Here is a 16,276-nt window from a genome sequence, read left to right as displayed (position 1 = left end):
TCGTCCCTCACGCGGCGTTGCTGCATCAGGCTTGCGCCCATTGTGCAATATTCCCCACTGCTGCCTCCCGTAGGAGTCTGGGCCGTGTCTCAGTCCCAGTGTGGCCGGTCACCCTCTCAGGCCGGCTACCCGTCGTCGCCTTGGTGGGCCGTTACCTCACCAACTAGCTGATAGGCCGCGAGTCCATCCTTGACCGAAATTCTTTCCAGCTCCTAGCCATGCGGCTGAAGCTCGTATCCGGTATTAGACACCGTTTCCAGTGCTTATCCCAGAGTCAAGGGCAGGTTACTCACGTGTTACTCACCCGTTCGCCACTGATCCAGAGAAGCAAGCTTCTCTTTCACCGTTCGACTTGCATGTGTTAAGCACGCCGCCAGCGTTCATCCTGAGCCAGGATCAAACTCTCCATAAATGTTTGATTGCTAGAGGAGCAAGCTCCTCTGCACATCTAGCGCCACCCGCATCCGGAATGGGATGTCGAGGTGACAAGTTTGAAACTGACAAGAACAAATCAATACTGACTTGCTTTGTTTTGTTTATATCTTTTTCCAAAGGAATCCAACGAATGGATCTACGCAGACCGAATGGCCGTTATAGAAACAAACGCCGGGTTTTTGGCATTTGACATTGTGCACGCTGTTGAGTTCTCAAGGATCGGACGCTCCTGGTTTTCACCTTGCGGCTTCTACCCAGGGCCTACCTAGTCAGATTTGGCTGCCTTCGCTTTCGCGCCGGGCAACTTGTCTAACTTACCACCTGCGCGTTACTTGTCAAATCGGCGGGAGTGACTCGAGAGTCGCTCTCAATCCGGACTTGACCTGCTAGGCGAAGTGGATTTCATCCTAAGTTGTAAAGACAGTGACTCAAAGAGTTGCGCTGCTTTATTGCTAGGATTTGGTCCCTCTTGAGGCCGGAAGCTCTTCGGCTTTCCGCACCTTTGGGGTGACAAGTGATTACATTACGGGGATCGCTGGGGGCGGGCAAATTTCGGCCGATCCCGGGCGTGTCGCGCCAAATCGAGTGGAATTTGGGCGGGCGCGCCGACTCAATCGCAGTATTTGCCAACCCAGGCTGCTATGGCTGTCTGCGACGTGACCGACTGAACTGTCGCTAGATTTCCCGCTCGGTCGATGCTCTGGCTGGCCTCGACGCGGCCGATGACCGTTGCCGCAACTGTGGCCACCGCAGTGACGTCTGGGCGGATCGTTGGGTGCGCGACGGCCGCGAGCTGTGCCCACCGCTGCTGGTAGGCCTCCATGGCCGCGACTGTGGTCGGAATGTCGGCGCTTTCGGTCGGCCATCCGAACCCGGGCTGGGCAAGGATTCCCGGGGTCGCCGCCAGATCGGCACACAGGGGCGCACTATCGGCCGCGACCTGCGCTTCGGAGTTCTGCACGAGCGTCCACGCGACAAGGGCGCCGCCGCCCATGATTGCGACGGAGAGGACGAGCACGATGGCCACCGTGGCGAGCACCGTGCGGTCGGGACCGGAGCGTCGACGCGTGCGACGGCCGTCACCGCCGCCGGAATGCGAACTCGGCGTGAGTCCGAAATCAAAGGCCGGCGCACTGCGGGTCGCGCCGTGGTCTCCCCCACTGCCAAACGTCATGCGTGAACTCCCGTACTCGATATCGGCTCAACTGTTGCCAGAGCATACCGGGCTGCGGTCACGAATGGATTACACGGAGACCCGTGCGGCTCACTCGACGAATACGCCGGCGATCGTCTTCTTGCCACGGCGGAGCACGGCCATGCCCGACGGGAGAGCCAAGTCGGAGATCGGTGCGGTGTCATTGTCGATCTTGGCGTTGTTCACATAGGCGCCGCCCTCGCCGATCGCCCGCCGCGCCGCGCTGAGACTCGGGCTGAGTCCGGTGTCGACGAGCAGCTGGGCCACCGTGCTCGACCCTGGCGTTGTGGTGTTGGGCAGCTCACGAAGGGCGGCCTCGAGAGTCGCGTCGTCGAGCGTCGATAGGTCGCCGTTGCCGAAGATGGCCGCGGAGGCGGCGATCGCGGCGTCGGTCGCCGCCGAACCGTGCACGAGCCGGGTGACCTCGACGGCGAGGGTTCGCTGCGCCTCCCGCCGGAAGGGCTCGCCGGCCACCGCCTGCTCCAATCGCTCGATCTCGGCCCGGCTGAGGAAGGTGAATACCTTGAGCCGCGCGATGACATCCGCGTCATCGGTGTTGAGCCAGAACTGGTACAGCGCGTATGGGCTGGTGAGCGTGGCGTCGAGCCAGATGGCGTTGCCCTCGCTCTTGCCGAACTTGGTGCCGTCGGAGTTGGTGATGAGTGGCGTGCCGATGGCATGGGCGCTCACCCCCTCTGCCTTGTGGATGAGGTCGGTGCCGCTCGTGAGGTTGCCCCACTGGTCGCTACCGCCGGTCTGCAGCACGCAGCCGTACTGCCGGTAGAGCTCGAGGAAGTCCATTCCCTGCAGGATCTGGTAGCTGAACTCTGTGAAGGAGATGCCCGCGTCGGAATTGAGGCGGGCACTGACCGCATCCTTCTTGAGCATCGTGCCGACGCGGAAGTACTTGCCGACGTCGCGAAGGAAGTCGATGGCGCTCAGCGGCGCCGTCCAGTCGAGGTTGTTGACCAGCCGCATGGCGCTCGGCCCATCGGTGGCGAGGAAGCGGCTGACCTGCGCCTGCAGGTAGCCGACCCATTCCACGACGGTGTCGCGATCGGTGAGGGTGCGCTCTGCCGTCGGCCTCGGGTCGCCGATCAGACCAGTCGAGCCTCCGACCAGTCCAAGCGGCTTGTGGCCGGCCAGCTGCAGTCGGCGCATCGTGAGCAGCTGCACCAGGTTGCCGAGGTGCAGGCTCGGGGCCGTCGGATCGAACCCGCAGTAGAAGGTGATCGAGTCCCCGGCCAGAAGCTCTTTCAGCTCCGCCTCGTTCGTCGACACGTGCACGAGGCCGCGCCACTGCAGCTCGTCCCAGACGTCGTCGAAGGTCTGGTCGTTGCTCTGTGCGGCGAGGGATTCGGATTGCTGGGCTGACACGGGTTCAACCGTAGCGCGTGGGGATCGTCGCTACCGCTTCTTCGGCATCCAGCGCTTGTACGGAGACACGGTTGGCTCACCCGGGATGAAGTAGCGCCACGCGTAGGGCTCGACTCCCCCTGGCCCCGAGACTCCCGTGCGCAGGCTGGTCTGGAACCCGGATGGCGCGGCCGGCAGTTGGAGGCGCACGCGCCCGGTCGCGAGGTCGTTGCCGTCATCCGCCAGCCCGATGTCCATGGCGACGGTGAGGCGGGCGGGACCACGCGCAAGGTCGACGTCGGAGCGCGAGGTCACCCGGCGCATCCTCGCGACCTCCACCCCGTCGACGATCGACCCGGCCCGAAGCAGCACGGCAGATGCCTCCCCCTCTGGCAGGCACACGATGTTCGAGCAGACATGCATCCCGTAGGTGAAGTACGTGTACAGGTGACCTGGCGGGCCGAACATGGTGTCGTTCTTGGCGCCGCGTCGGCGGTAGGCGTGCGATCCCGGGTCGCTGCCGACGCCGAGGTATGCCTCGACCTCTGTTACCCGCAGCACGACGCCCTCGACCGTGAGCAGCGCACCGAGCAGCAGGGGCGCGACCTCAGTGGCCGGCTGCTCGAAGATCGACCGGTCGAACATGGCTAGAAGAGCGGTGGGCCGTTCGTGATGGTCCACCAGATGACGTAGCCGAACACGGCGACGACGACGGCGATGATCACGATGAACGTGCCGCGCCGCATGGGCGGTCGGAGGTTCTTCTGGCGGGTGCGGTCTCGGTCGAGTGTCATCGTCAGTCGGTTCCCGCGTCGAAGGCTGCGCCCTCGGATGCGACGTCGGTGGCGCGCTCCAGGGCCGCGGTTGCGGCATCCGGGTGCTCCACACCCCCGAGGATCTTGTCGGCGGCCCCAGCCTCGAGGCGGCCGATGAGGTCACCCGTCGGCCCGCCGATGAGCCCGGCCGCCGCGTATTGCTCGAGGCGCGACCGCGAGTCGGCGATGTCGAGGTTGCGCATCGTCAGCTGGCCGATGCGGTCGTCGGGGCCGAACGCCGCGTCGCCGACCCGCTCCATCGAGAGCTTGTTCGGCTGGTAGCTGAGCGAGGGGCCGGTGGTGTCGAGGATCGTGTAGTCGTCACCACGGCGCAGGCGAAGCGTCACCTCGCCCGTGATCGCAGAGCCGACCCAGCGCTGCAGCGACTCGCGCAGCATGAGCGACTGCGGGTCGAGCCAGCGGCCCTCGTACATGAGTCGCCCGAGTCGACGGCCCTCGTTGTGGTAGTTGGCGACCGTGTCCTCGTTGTGGATCGCGTTGAGCAGTCGCTCGTAGGCGATGTGCAGGAGGGCCATGCCCGGAGCCTCGTAGATGCCGCGACTCTTGGCCTCGATGATGCGGTTCTCGATCTGGTCGCTCGCCCCGAGGCCGTGGCGCCCGCCGATCGCGTTCGCCTCGAGCACGAGCGCGACGGAGTCGGTGAACTCGACTCCGTTGAGGGCGATGGGGCGGCCGGCTTCGAAGCGCACGGTGACGACCTCTGTCGCTATCTCGACATCCTCGCGCCAGGCCGCGACGCCCATGATCGGGTCGACGATCTCGAGACCGGTCGAGAGCTCCTCGAGGCTCTTGGCCTCGTGGGTCGCGCCCCAGATGTTGGCGTCGGTCGAGTAGGCCTTCTCTGTCGAGTCGCGGTAGGGGAAGCCGCGGGCGACGAGCCACTCGCTCATCTCCTTGCGGCCGCCGAGCTCGTTGACGAACTCGCTGTCGAGCCATGGCTTGTAGACGCGAAGGGCGGGGTTGGCCATGAGCCCGTAGCGGTAGAACCGCTCGATGTCGTTGCCCTTGTAGGTGGAGCCGTCGCCCCAGATGTCGACGCCGTCCTCCTTCATTGCGCGCACGAGCATCGTGCCGGTGACGACGCGGCCGAGCGGCGTGGTGTTGAAGTAGGTCTTGCCGCCGGAGCGGATGTGGAAGGCACCGCACTGCAGTGCGACGAGGCCCTCCTCGACGAGCGCGGTCTTCGCGTCAACGAGACGCGACGCCTCTGCGCCGTAGTGCAGGGCGCGCTCTGGCACGACGTCGATGTCTGGCTCGTCGTACTGCCCGATGTCGGCGGTGTAGGTGAACGGGATCGCGCCCTTCTCCCGCATCCAGGCGACCGCGCATGAGGTGTCGAGACCTCCAGAGAACGCGATGCCTACTTTTTCGCCGACGGGGAGGGAGCTGAGAACCTTGGACACGACGATAAGCCTAGAGGGACGCCGCGCGTGCGCGAGCCAGAAGGGATGCCAGCTGCAGCTCGACCTGCTTCGGCGCGGTGCCGCCGGCACCGTCGCGACTCGCAAGAGAGCCCTCCACCGTGAGCACCTCACGGACGCCCGCCGTCAGGTGTGGTGAGATCGCCGCATACTGCTCGTCGCTCGGCTCGTGCAGCGCCAGCTCGCTCTGCTCGCAGAACCGCACGAGTGCGCCGCTGATCTCGTGCGCCTCGCGAAACGGGATGCGCTGGCGAACGAGCCAGTCGGCCACGTCGGTCGCGAGCGAGAAGCCCTCTGGCGCGAGCTCTGCCATGCGCTTGGTGTTGAACCGTGCCGAGAGCACCATGCCAGTGAAGGCGGGCAGCAGCACCTCGAGGGTCTCAACGGAGTCGAACACCGGCTCCTTGTCTTCCTGCAGGTCGCGGTTGTAGGCGAGCGGGAGGCCCTTCAGCGTTGCCAGCAGACCCGTCAGGTTGCCGATGAGGCGGCCCGCCTTGCCCCGCGCGAGCTCTGCGATGTCGGGGTTCTTCTTCTGCGGCATGATCGACGAGCCGGTCGAGTAGGCGTCGTCGAGCTGGATGAAGCCGAACTCCTTCGTGTTCCAGATGATCACGTCCTCAGCGAAGCGCGACAGGTCGATGCCGATCTGGGCGGTGATGAATGCGAACTCGGCAACCACATCGCGACTCGAGGTCGCATCCATCGAGTTCTCCGGCGGGCCGCTGAGGCCGAGCTCGCGCGCCACGAGAGCGGGGTCGAGGCCGAGGGAGCTGCCGGCGAGGGCGCCGGAACCGTAGGGAGACACGGATGCCCGCACACGCCAGTCGCGGATGCGCTCGAGGTCGCGCACGAGCGGACACGCGTGCGCGAGGAGGTGGTGGCCGAGCACAACGGGCTGCGCGTGCTGGAGGTGGGTGCGGCCCGGCATCGCGCTCGTCAGGTGCTGCCCTGCCTGCGCCGCGATCGCGTCGATGAGGCCGGTGATGAGCTCGCCGATGATGGCTGCGTGGTCGAGAAGGTAGAGCCGCACGAGCGTCGCGATCTGGTCGTTGCGCGAGCGGCCGGCGCGCAGCTTGCCGCCGAGCTCTGCGCCGACGACGTAGATGAGCGCATTCTCCAGAGCGCCGTGCACGTCTTCGTCTTCTGGCTGCGCTACGAGCTCTCCTCGCTCGAAGCGCGCGGCGAGCTCGGTGAGACCGGCAATCATGCGCTGCAGCTCGTCGTCATCCAGGTAGCCTGCGCTCGCGAGCGCGACCGCATGCGCGCGGGAGCCCGCGAGGTCGTATGGGGCGAGCTGCCAGTCGAAGTGCGTCGACTTGCTCAGCGCCGCGAGTTCCGGCGATGGTCCGCCGGCAAATCGTGCGCCCCAGAGGGAACCGTCGTTGGTTGAGCTGGCATTCATATTGATCTCCTCAGGTTCAGTAGCAGATCGCCGAGACGGCGATCGCGCTGGCGTCGCAGCACAGGCCCGAAAGGGCCTGTGCCCTACGCTCCAGCGCGCCTCTCCAGCAGCCACACCAGCAGGGCCTTCTGCGCGTGCAGGCGGTTCTCCGCCTCATCCCAGATGACACTCTGCGGGCCGTCGATGACCTCGGCCGTGACCTCGAAGCCCCGGTCGGCGGGAAGGCAGTGCAGGAAGAGCGCGTCGGGCTTGGCGAGTGCCATGAGCTCGGCGTTCACCTGGTATGCGCCGAAGGTGGCGATGCGCTCCGCCTTCTCCGCCTCCTTGCCCATCGAGACCCAGGTGTCGGTGACGACGACGTCGGAGCCGGCGACCGCCTCGAGCGGGTCGGTGTAGAGGGTGACCGAGCCGCCCGTGGTCATGGCGACGGCGTCGGCGTCGGCAACGACCGCGTCGTCTGGTGCGTAGTCGAGCGGCGAGGCGACACGCACGTGCATGCCGGCGACAGCACACGCGAGCAGGTACGACTGCCCCATGTTGCTGCGCCCGTCGCCGAGGAAGGTCACCGTCTGCCCGGCGAGCTCGCCACGGTGCTCACGGATGGTGAGCAGGTCGGCGAGCAGCTGGCACGGGTGGAAGTCGTCGGAGAGTGCGTTGATGACCGGAACCGTGGTGCCAGCCGCCATCTCCTCGAGCCCCGACTGCGCGAAGGTGCGCCACACGATCGCGCTCACGAGACGCTCGAGAACGCGCGCCGTGTCGGAGGGGGTCTCCTTGCCGCCGAGCTGGCTGTTGGCGGTCGAGATGATGAGCGGGCTGCCGCCGAGATCGGCGATGCCGACGGCGAAGCTCACCCTCGTGCGGGTCGACGACTTGTCGAAGATCACCGCGACCGTCTGCGGGCCGGCGAGCGGCTTCACGGCGTAGCGGTCCTTCTTGAGCTCGACGGCGAGATCGAGGATCTCGGTCTGCTCTGCCTGAGTGAGGTCATCGTCGCGAAGGAAGTGCCTGGTCATGCGTGTGCCTCCAAGGCCGTGGTGAAGATGGAGAGGAACTCGGCGATCTCGGCGTCGCCGACGATCAGGGGTGGAGCGAGTCGGATGGTGGAGTCGTTGGCCGCATTGACGATCAGCCCGGCGGCGAGGCAGGCCGCAGCCAGCTCGTTGGCAACAGGAGCCGCGAGCCCCACTCCGAGCAGGAGCCCGCGACCGCGCACCTCGGCAACCCCCGGGAGGGCGGAGAGTGCGGCCTTCAGCTGCTCACCGCGGGCGGCGGCGTTGTCGACGAGTGCGGCATCCTCGATATAGGTCAGCACCGCGTCGGCAGTGCCCGTCGCCAGCGGGTTGCCGCCGAAGGTGCTGCCGTGCTGCCCCTTCGTGAACAGATCGGACGCTGCGCCGAAGGTGATGAGAGCGCCGATCGGCACTCCCCCGCCGATGCCCTTCGCGACGGCGATCGCATCAGGCACGATGCCGTGCTGCTGGAACGCGAACCAGCTGCCGGTGCGCCCGGCACCGGTCTGGATCTCGTCGATGATGAGCAGGGCGCCGTGCCGCGACGTGAGCTCGCGCGCCGCCGCGAGGTAGCCATCCGGCAGCTCGATGACCCCGGCCTCCCCCTTGATCGGTTCGACGACGAGCGCCGCCACGTCGCGCGACGACAGGGCCGCCTCCAACGCCTCGATCGTCGACGGAATGTGCAGCACATTCGGCAGGAGCGGCTCGAAGTCCTCGCGCAGCGCTGGCTTGCCGGTCAGCGAGACCGATCCGGTCGTGCGCCCGTGGAAGGAGTTCTCCAACGCGATGATCGTGCCGTGCTGCTTGTGGCGCCGAGCCAGCTTGATCGCTGCCTCGATGGCCTCCGCACCGGAGTTGCCGAAGAACACGCGGCCGTTCTCTGCCCCGGTGAGCCGCACAAGCCGCTGGGCGAGGGCGATCTGCTGGGGGCTCGCGAAGAGGTTGGAGATGTGCGCGATCCGCGCGGCCTGCTCGCTGATCGCCCGCACGACCACGGGGTGCGCGTGGCCGAGCGAGTTGACCGCGATGCCGGCCAGGAAGTCGAGGTAGCGCGTGCCGTCCTCGCTCCACACGTAGCAGCCCTCGCCGCGGCTGAGCAGCGCGAGCGGCGTCGGAGCCGACTTCATCATGACGGCCGAGTAGTCGTCTGTCCAGGTACTCATGCGGGTACTACCTCTGTTCCGATGCCGCTCGAGGTGAAGACCTCGAGCAGGATGCTGTGGGGTGCGCGCCCGTCGATGATGGCGGCCTTGGCGACGCCGCCCTCCACCGCCTCGAGGCACGCCGTCATCTTGGGGATCATGCCGGACTCAAGGCTCGGCAGCAGCTCGCGCAGCTCTGCCGTGTCGATGACCGACACGAGCGAGTCGCGGTTGGGCCAGTCGCTGTAGAGGCCGGCCACATCGGTGAGCACAACGAGCTTGGCGGCCGTGAGCGCGATGGCGAGCGAGGCGGCCGCAGAGTCGGCGTTCACGTTGAGAAGCTGGCCGGCGGCATCCGGCGCGATGGAGGAGATCACCGGGATGCGGCCGGCGGCGACCGCAGACAGCACTGCCGTTGGGTCGACGTCAACGACATCGCCCACGAGCCCGATGTCGACGAGCTGCCCGTCGACGACGGCACCACGGCGCTCGGCGGTGAATAGCCCCTCGGTCTCGCCCGACATGATCGACGAGAGGTCGCCGTGCTCGTCGATGAGGCCGGCAAGCTCCGTGCTGACCACGGTGGTCAGCACCTCCTTGACGACACCGATCGACTCCTCTGTGGTGACCCGGTAGCCGCCGGCGAACTCGCTCGCGATTCCGAGCTCCGCGAGGCGGGCCGAGATCTGCGGGCCACCGCCGTGGACGACGACCGGATGGATGCCGGCGAACCGCAGGTACGCCATGTCCTCCGCGAAGGCACGCTTCAACTCCTCATCGACCATCGCATTGCCGCCGAACTTGACCACGATGATCTCGCCGTGGAACCGCTTGAGCCACGGCAGCGACTCGATGAGCACCGCGGTCTTCACCTCGACGTCGAGTTCCCTGGCCGTTCTGAAGACGCCCATCAGCTGGAGTACGCCGAGTTCTCATGCACGTAGTCGTGCGTGAGGTCGTTGGTCAGGATGGTGGCTGTCGCCGTGCCGACCTTGAGGTCGATGAGCACGTGCACCTCGCGCGGCGTGAGGTCGACGCTCTCGGAGGGCTCGTCAGGCTCGCCAGAGCGGCACACCCGCACCCCGTTGATCGAGACATCGACGTCGTAGGGGTCGAACTCGGCCTGCGTGGTTCCGATGGCAGCGAGCACCCGACCCCAGTTGGGGTCGTTGCCGAAGACCGCGGCCTTGAAGAGGTTGTTGCGGGCGACGGAGCGACCGACCTCGACCGCATCCTCCTCGTTCGCGGCGTTCACCGTCTCGATGGCGATGTTGTGGCTTGCGCCCTCGGCGTCGGCCTGCAGCTGCAGCGCGAGATCCTTCGTGATCTCCTGCAGTGCGGCCGTGAACTCGTCGAGCGACGGAGTGAGCCCGGATGCCCCGCTCGCCATGAGCGACACCTGGTCGTTGGTCGACATGCACCCGTCGCTGTCGAGGCGGTCGAAGCTCACCCGCGTGCTCGCCCGCAGCGCCGCGTCGAGCTCGCCGGAGCCGAGCAGCGCGTCGGTCGTCAGGACGACGAGCATGGTGGCGAGACCCGGGGCGAGCATTCCTGCGCCCTTGGCCATGCCGCCGATCGACCATCCGTCGCGGACGACGACGGCGCGCTTCGGGATGCTGTCGGTCGTCATGATCGCCAACGACGCATCCTCGCCACCGCTCTCGCTCAGTGCCGCAACCGCGGGGCCGACACCGCCGAGCAGCGACGCCCGGAAGGCGTCGCCGCCGACGCCGATGAGGCCGGTGGAGCAGACGAGAACGTCGCCGGCGCTCACGCCGAGGCCCTCGGCGACGGCCTCCGCCGTGAGGTGCGTCGTCTGAAAGCCGAAGCTGCCGGTGTAGCAGTTGGCCCCGCCGGAGTTGAGCACGATCGCCGACACGACGCCGTCGCTGATGACCTGCTGCGACCAGAGGATGGGGTTGGCCTTGGCCCTGTTGCTGGTGAACACGGCGGCGGCAGAGAAACTCGGGCCGAGGTTCTGCACGAGGGCGAGGTCTTTGCCGCCCTTCGACTTGAGTCCTGCTTCGACGCCGCTCGCGACGAATCCCTTGGGGTGGGTGACGCTCATGGCGCGACTCCGTTCACGGTGAGACCCGCTGTCTCGGCGAGGCCGAGCGCGATGTTGGCGGACTGAATGGCGGCGCCGGCGGTGCCCTTGACCAGGTTGTCGATCGCGGTGATCGTCACCAGCCGGCCGGCCGCCTCGTCGACGGCGAAGCCGATGAGCGCGGTGTTCGCGCCGACCGTGTCAGCCGTGCGCGGGAAGACGCCGGCGGGGAGCACGTGAACGAAGGGCTCATCGGCATACGCCTCGTAGAAGGCGGCCTCGATTGCTGCGGCGGTCGCGCCGGGTGCGAGCTTCGCTGTCGTCGTCGCGAGGATGCCCCGCGACATGGGAACGAGCATCGGCGTGAACGAGATGGTCGGGTTCGCCGCCCCCGCCACGCGCAGGTTCTGCCGGATCTCTGGTGTGTGCCGATGCACCCCTCCGACCGCATAGGCAGATGCACTGCCCATGATCTCTGCCGCGAGGTACTCGGTCTTGAGGCTCTTGCCCGCGCCCGACGGCCCGACCGCGAGGACCGCGACGATGTCGTCGGCTGCGACGAGTCCGGCCCGCACTGCCGGCGCGATGCCGAGGGTGATGGCAGTCACGTTGCAGCCGGGCACGGCGATCCGCTTCGAGGATTGCAGCACAGCGCGCTGCTTGGTGCCGTCGCCGTGAACGAGCTCCGGCATTCCGTAGTCCCAGGCGCCGTAGAACGGTCCACCGTAGAAGGCGGCCCAGTCGGCCTCCGACACGAGGCGGTGGTCGGCGCCGCAGTCGATGACGAGGGCGCCCTCCGGCAGAGCGGCCGTGACCTCGCCCGACTTGCCGTGCGGAAGGGCGAGGAAGACGACGTCGTGACCGGCGAGCACCTCCGGCGTGGTCTCGTCGAGGGTGAGCCCGGCGAGCGAGCGCAGGTGCGGCTGCGTCGAGATCAGCGGCTCGCCGGCATTGGAATGGGCGGTCACCGTGGTGACCTCGAGATCGGGGTGCGCTGCGAGAAGTCTCAGCAGCTCACCGCCCGCGTAGCCGGATGCACCGGCGACGGCAACGGATAGAGGCATGGCTCAACCTTATTGTTCAGGGGGACGGAGGCTGGGGCAGGCGACGGCTGGCTGAGTAACTGGGAAACCCCAGATCAGCGAACCGGCGCCCCGAATCGCTCGTCCGTGCCACGACGTCGCGACACCGCGGACAGCACGCGGCTGTCCGTTGCGATGGGGCGGATGGTGGTCACGGGTCGAGGCTACTACCTCGCGGGAGCCTCGCGCCAATCGCTACTGTTGGAGCACCATCCGCACAATCAGGGAGACGCAATGGCAGAACTAGACGGACTCATCGAGATGATCCCGATCGGCGACATCGCCACGAAGCTCGGCATCGATGAGAAGCAGGCGAAGGCAGCCGTCACGACGGCCCTTCCTGCGATCGTCGCCGGGCTCTCGGCAAACGCCAGCTCGGCCGATGGCGCGGCCTCCCTCGAGAAGGCGCTCGCCAAGCACACGGCCACGAGCACGAAGGTCGACGACGTCGACGAGGAGGACGGCAAGAAGATCGTCAGCCACGTCTTCGGATCGAAGAAGGAGGCCGTCGAGGAGGCCGCCGCGGCGAAGTCCGACGTGACGAAGGAGATCATCGCGAAGATCCTGCCGATCGTCGCACCCATCGTTCTGGCCTGGCTCGCCCAGAAGTTCCTCGGCGGCGACAAGACGGAGACGACCACAGCGAAGAAGGAGGAGTCGTCGGGCGGTATCGGCGACATCCTCGGCGGCCTGGTCGGCAGCAAGGAAGGCCAGGACATGCTCGGCGGCCTCCTCGGAGGACTGCTCGGCGGTAAGTAGCCCACAACACACGAAGGCCCCCGACCATCGCGGTCGGGGGCCTTTCGCGTCGGTCGGCTACTCCCGCACGCCCGCCTGGTGCCGGGAGGCAGCGAGCTCGATCGCTCCCTGCTTGGCGGCACTCGCCTCCGCGGCGGTGAGCGTGCGGTCCGGTGCGCGGAATCGCAGGGCGAAGGTCAGCGACTTGGAGCCGTCTGGCACTCCGGTGCCTCGGTAGTCATCGGTGAGCCTGGCATCCTCGAGCAGGCCGCCGGCTCCCTCGATCACGGTGGAGAGCACGTCTCCGGCAGGCGTCGCCAGAGGCACGACGAGCGAGAGGTCTTGCGTTGCCGCAGGGAAACCGACGATCGGGCTCGCGGCGACCTCGCGGGCGCCGAGGTCGATGAGCAGATCGAGGTCGAGCTCAAGCACGCCAACGACGCGCGGCAGGTTCGCCTCCTCTGCGACAGCGGGCAGCAGCTCGCCGACGAGTCCGACGCTCGTCTCGCCGACGAAGACCTCAGCAGTGCGCCCCGGGTGCAGGGCCGGGTGGGCGCCCGTCTCGAAACGCAGGGTCACGGCGAGCGTCGTCGCGAGCTGGTTCGCCGCGGCGATCGCGTCGGCGATGCCAGCCGGCACGGATGCCGCACCCGGCTGCTTGGCGACAGCGTCGCCCATGAACAGCGCGCCGACGCGCCACGGCTGCGGCGGAATCCCCGCCTCGAGCTCTGCACGCTTCGCCTCGTCGGGGTGCGTGCCGCTCGCCGGCACCGGGCCGCTGCCGAATGGCGCGCCCGAGACGGGAACGAAGACGTGACCGATCTCGAACAGCGCGAGGTCGGTCAGCCCGCGGGAGGCGTTGCGGTGGGCGACCTCGATGAGCCCCGGCAGCAGCGAGGTGCGCATGAGCCCGACCTCGGAGTCGAGGGCGTTGAGGAGCTTCACCGACGGACCAGGGGTCCAGGAGAAGAGGTCGTTGCGCGCGGCATCGCTGAATGGCGAGCCGAGCACCTCGGTCAGCCCGGCGAAGGCGAGAGCGTTCGCTGCCGAGCGGCGAAGGCGCTGCTCTCGCGTGTAGCCACGGCCGGGAGGCGCGACGGGAAGCACAGAGGGGATGCGGTCGTAGCCGACGATGCGCGCGACCTCCTCTGCGAGAGTCGGTGCATCCGTGAGGTCGGGGCGCCAGCTCGGCGGCGTGACACGCAGTCCGGTCGCCGTCGTCTCGATGGCGGCGCCGATCATCGCGAGGGAACCCGTGACCTCATCAGCCGAGTAGTCGACGCCGATCAGGGCGTCGACGAAGCCCTCGGCCAGGTCGATGGCTGCGGGCGCCGTCGAGATGTCGTAGCTCGACCCGAGGCCGTCGATGGTGCCACCCGCGAGCTCGGCGAACAGCTGTGCGACGCGGGATGCCGCGACGGCGGCGATCGCCGGGTCGACGCCGCGCTCGTAGCGCTTGGCCGCCTCGCTCGGCAGCTTGTGGCGGCGAGCCGTGCGAGAGATCGTGATCGCCTCCCAGTTGCCCGCCTCGATGAGCACGTTGGTCGTCGCGGCACTCATCTCGGTCTTCGCACCGCCCATGACACCGGCGAGGCCGATCGGACCGGAGTCGTCGGTGACGAGCAGGTCTTCGACGTCGAGCGTGCGCAGCTTGCCGTCGAGAGTCTCGAAGGTCTCGCCCGGCATTGCGCGGCGCACGGTGATGCCGCCGGTGAGCGTGTCGAGGTCGTAGCCGTGAATCGGCTGCCCGAGCTCGAGCATCACGTAGTTGGTGATGTCGACGGCGAGCGAGATCGACCGGATGCCGGCGAGCGTCAGGCGCGACACCATCCACGGCGGGGTCGGCCGGGTCGGGTCGATGCCGCGCACGACTCGCGACTCGAAGCGCGAGACGCCCTGCTTTCCGCGGATGGGTGCCCGGTCGTCGATGACGACGGGGAAGATCTCGACCGGCTCGATCACCGGCACGGCGAGCGCGGGGTCGCGGAAGGCCGCGCCGGTCGAGTGGGAGTACTCGCGCGCTACTCCGCGGATCGAGAAGGCGTAGCCGCGGTCGGGCGTCACGTTGATCTCGACCGCGAAGTCGTGAAGGCCGAGCAGCTCGATGGCGTCGGCTCCGAGCTCCGGGTCGAGCCCGAGCGACTTGAGCAGCAGGATGCCGTCGTGCTCCTCGCCGAGGCCGAGCTCGCGCGCAGAGGCGATCATGCCATCCGAGACGTGTCCGTAGGTCTTGCGGGCTGCGATCGGGAACGGTCCCGGCAGTACCGCACCCGGGAGCGAGACGACGACCTTGTCGCCGACGGCGAAGTTGTGGGCACCGCAGACGATGCCGCGCGGCTCTGCCTCGCCGACGTCGACCTGGCACCAGTTGATGGTCTTGCCGTTCGACTGCGGCTCTGGCGTGAACGCGAGAACCTGACCGACGACGACGGGGCCGGTGACGTCGAAGCGGTGCACGTCCTCCTCCTCGAAGCCGACCTTGACGAGTGCCTCGTGCAGGTGCTCGATCGTGACGTCGTCGGGGAGGTCGACGAACTCGCCGAGCCAGCTGGCTGGGATGCGCATCAGACCACCATTCCGAACTGCTGCGAGAAGCGGATGTCGCCCTCGACCATGTCTCTCATGTCGTTCATGTCGTTGCGGAACTGCAGCGTTCGCTCGATGCCCATGCCGAAGGCGAAGCCCTGGTAGACATCCGGATCCACACCAGCCGCACGAAGCACGTTGCGGTTGACCATGCCGCAGCCGCCCCACTCCACCCAGCGCGCTCCGCCCTTGGCGTTGGGCTGCCACACGTCCATCTCTGCGCTCGGCTCTGTGAATGGAAAGTAGTTGGGGCGAAGGCGGATCTGGGCGCCCTCGCCGAACATCGCGCGAGCGAGGTGCTCTAGCGTGCCGCGAAGGTGCGCCATGGTGAGGCCCTTGTCGATGGCGAGACCCTCGATCTGGTGGAAGACCGGGGTGTGTGTCGCATCCAGCTCGTCGGTGCGGTAGACCTTGCCTGGCGCGACGACGTAGACGGGCAGCTCGCGGGTCAGCAGCGAGCGCATCTGCACCGGGCTCGTGTGCGTGCGCAGCAGCAGGTGCGAGTCGATCGGGTCTACGAAGAAGGTGTCCTGCATAGCGCGGGCCGGGTGGTCCTCGTCGAAGTTCATCGAGTCGAAGTTGAACCACTCGTTCTCGAGCTCCGGGCCCTCGGCGATCTCCCAGCCCATCGCGACGAACACGTCGCTCATGCTCTCCATGAGAAGCGACAGTGGATGCCGCGCACCGGGGCGCCAGCGTGTCGCGACCGCGGTCACATCCACGGCCTCGCTCGCGAGCCTCGCCTGCTCCTCCGCAACGGCCAGCTCGCCCTCGCGCTCGGCGATCGCCTTCGCAACTGAACCCCGTGCCTCACCAACGATCTTTCCCGCCGCGGCCTTCTGATCGCCAGGCAGCGACTTGATGGCGGCGTTGAACTGCGCGAGCGGGGACTGCTCCCCCGCGTGCTGCGCACGGGCCGACTTGAGCTCTGCGACGGTGGCCGCAGCGGCGACGGCCGCGAGCGCGGCGGTCGTGGCGGCGGCTACTGCCTCGGGGGTGATGGGAGTCTCAGACACAAGT

Annotated in this window: 14 protein-coding genes and 1 rRNA gene; 1 reads left to right on the top strand and 14 read right to left on the bottom strand. The window is 67.4% G+C overall.

Annotated elements, in window-relative coordinates; translation table 11 throughout:
* The 12 genes from AC14A7_RS01845 to argC all read right to left on the bottom strand — a co-directional run.
* Positions 1-412: ribosomal RNA gene (locus tag AC14A7_RS01845) — 16S ribosomal RNA — on the bottom strand; the annotation flags it as partial.
* Between the two features lie 633 nt (positions 413-1,045).
* Entirely contained in the window at positions 1,046-1,609 is a 564-nt protein-coding gene (locus AC14A7_RS01840) for a hypothetical protein (protein WP_484006175.1), read from the bottom strand.
* Between the two features lie 90 nt (positions 1,610-1,699).
* Entirely contained in the window at positions 1,700-3,007 is a 1,308-nt protein-coding gene (gene tyrS, locus AC14A7_RS01835; protein WP_484006174.1) for a tyrosine--tRNA ligase, read from the bottom strand.
* A 30-nt stretch (positions 3,008-3,037) separates the two neighbouring features.
* Complete coding sequence (locus tag AC14A7_RS01830; protein ID WP_484006173.1) at positions 3,038-3,631, bottom strand: DNA-3-methyladenine glycosylase; 594 nt, start codon at positions 3,629-3,631, stop codon at positions 3,038-3,040.
* Positions 3,632-3,633: 2 nt separating this feature from the next.
* Complete coding sequence (locus AC14A7_RS01825) at positions 3,634-3,780, bottom strand: hypothetical protein (RefSeq protein ID WP_484006172.1); 147 nt, start codon at positions 3,778-3,780, stop codon at positions 3,634-3,636.
* Positions 3,781-3,782: 2 nt separating this feature from the next.
* Entirely contained in the window at positions 3,783-5,225 is a 1,443-nt protein-coding gene (argG, locus tag AC14A7_RS01820; protein ID WP_484006171.1) for an argininosuccinate synthase, read from the bottom strand.
* A gap of 10 nt (positions 5,226-5,235) precedes the next feature.
* On the bottom strand, positions 5,236-6,645 hold the full coding sequence (argH, locus tag AC14A7_RS01815; RefSeq protein WP_484006170.1) for an argininosuccinate lyase: 1,410 nt from the start codon (positions 6,643-6,645) through the stop codon (positions 5,236-5,238).
* An 83-nt stretch (positions 6,646-6,728) separates the two neighbouring features.
* Entirely contained in the window at positions 6,729-7,661 is a 933-nt protein-coding gene (gene argF / locus AC14A7_RS01810; protein WP_484006169.1) for an ornithine carbamoyltransferase, read from the bottom strand.
* Positions 7,658-8,824, bottom strand: coding sequence for an acetylornithine transaminase (locus AC14A7_RS01805; RefSeq protein WP_484006168.1), 1,167 nt, complete (start codon positions 8,822-8,824; stop codon positions 7,658-7,660). Before AC14A7_RS01805 ends, argF begins: the two co-directional genes overlap by 4 nt.
* On the bottom strand, positions 8,821-9,717 hold the full coding sequence (gene argB, locus AC14A7_RS01800) for an acetylglutamate kinase (RefSeq protein ID WP_484006178.1): 897 nt from the start codon (positions 9,715-9,717) through the stop codon (positions 8,821-8,823). The genes AC14A7_RS01805 and argB overlap by 4 nt, the downstream gene beginning before the upstream one ends.
* The gene (gene argJ, locus AC14A7_RS01795) at positions 9,714-10,871 is read right to left on the bottom strand and encodes a bifunctional glutamate N-acetyltransferase/amino-acid acetyltransferase ArgJ (RefSeq protein ID WP_484006167.1); all 1,158 of its coding nucleotides are present in this window, start codon (positions 10,869-10,871) and stop codon (positions 9,714-9,716) included. The genes argB and argJ overlap by 4 nt, the downstream gene beginning before the upstream one ends.
* On the bottom strand, positions 10,868-11,914 hold the full coding sequence (gene argC, locus AC14A7_RS01790; protein ID WP_484006166.1) for an N-acetyl-gamma-glutamyl-phosphate reductase: 1,047 nt from the start codon (positions 11,912-11,914) through the stop codon (positions 10,868-10,870). Before argC ends, argJ begins: the two co-directional genes overlap by 4 nt.
* Before the next feature lie 252 nt (positions 11,915-12,166).
* Here argC and AC14A7_RS01785 point away from each other — a divergent pair, with 252 nt between their 5' ends.
* The gene (locus tag AC14A7_RS01785) at positions 12,167-12,691 is read left to right on the top strand and encodes a DUF937 domain-containing protein (RefSeq protein WP_484006165.1); all 525 of its coding nucleotides are present in this window, start codon (positions 12,167-12,169) and stop codon (positions 12,689-12,691) included.
* A 57-nt stretch (positions 12,692-12,748) separates the two neighbouring features.
* Here AC14A7_RS01785 and pheT read toward each other — a convergent pair whose 3' ends face one another.
* Complete coding sequence (gene pheT / locus AC14A7_RS01780; RefSeq protein ID WP_484006164.1) at positions 12,749-15,235, bottom strand: phenylalanine--tRNA ligase subunit beta; 2,487 nt, start codon at positions 15,233-15,235, stop codon at positions 12,749-12,751.
* The gene (gene pheS / locus AC14A7_RS01775) at positions 15,235-16,272 is read right to left on the bottom strand and encodes a phenylalanine--tRNA ligase subunit alpha (protein ID WP_484006163.1); all 1,038 of its coding nucleotides are present in this window, start codon (positions 16,270-16,272) and stop codon (positions 15,235-15,237) included. Before pheS ends, pheT begins: the two co-directional genes overlap by 1 nt.
* Between the last annotated feature and the right edge of the window lie 4 nt (positions 16,273-16,276).

It is taken from the genome of Conyzicola sp. (assembly GCF_057073975.1).
Note: the sequence above shows the minus strand (reverse complement) of the source record. Positions and strands in the feature narration are given on the sequence as shown.

What these genes read in the sequence shown, in the direction of transcription:
- AC14A7_RS01840 (WP_484006175.1), bottom strand. Translation starts at nt 1,609, where the DNA reads ATGACGTTTGGCAGTGGGGGAGACCACGGCGCGACCCGCAGTGCGCCG.
- AC14A7_RS01830 (WP_484006173.1), bottom strand. Translation starts at nt 3,631, where the DNA reads ATGTTCGACCGGTCGATCTTCGAGCAGCCGGCCACTGAGGTCGCGCCC.
- AC14A7_RS01825 (WP_484006172.1), bottom strand. Translation starts at nt 3,780, where the DNA reads ATGACACTCGACCGAGACCGCACCCGCCAGAAGAACCTCCGACCGCCC.
- argH (WP_484006170.1), bottom strand. Translation starts at nt 6,645, where the DNA reads ATGAATGCCAGCTCAACCAACGACGGTTCCCTCTGGGGCGCACGATTT.
- argF (WP_484006169.1), bottom strand. Translation starts at nt 7,661, where the DNA reads ATGACCAGGCACTTCCTTCGCGACGATGACCTCACTCAGGCAGAGCAG.
- AC14A7_RS01805 (WP_484006168.1), bottom strand. Translation starts at nt 8,824, where the DNA reads ATGAGTACCTGGACAGACGACTACTCGGCCGTCATGATGAAGTCGGCT.
- argJ (WP_484006167.1), bottom strand. Translation starts at nt 10,871, where the DNA reads ATGAGCGTCACCCACCCCAAGGGATTCGTCGCGAGCGGCGTCGAAGCA.
- argC (WP_484006166.1), bottom strand. Translation starts at nt 11,914, where the DNA reads ATGCCTCTATCCGTTGCCGTCGCCGGTGCATCCGGCTACGCGGGCGGT.
- AC14A7_RS01785 (WP_484006165.1), top strand. Translation starts at nt 12,167, where the DNA reads ATGGCAGAACTAGACGGACTCATCGAGATGATCCCGATCGGCGACATC.
- pheT (WP_484006164.1), bottom strand. Translation starts at nt 15,235, where the DNA reads ATGCGCATCCCAGCCAGCTGGCTCGGCGAGTTCGTCGACCTCCCCGAC.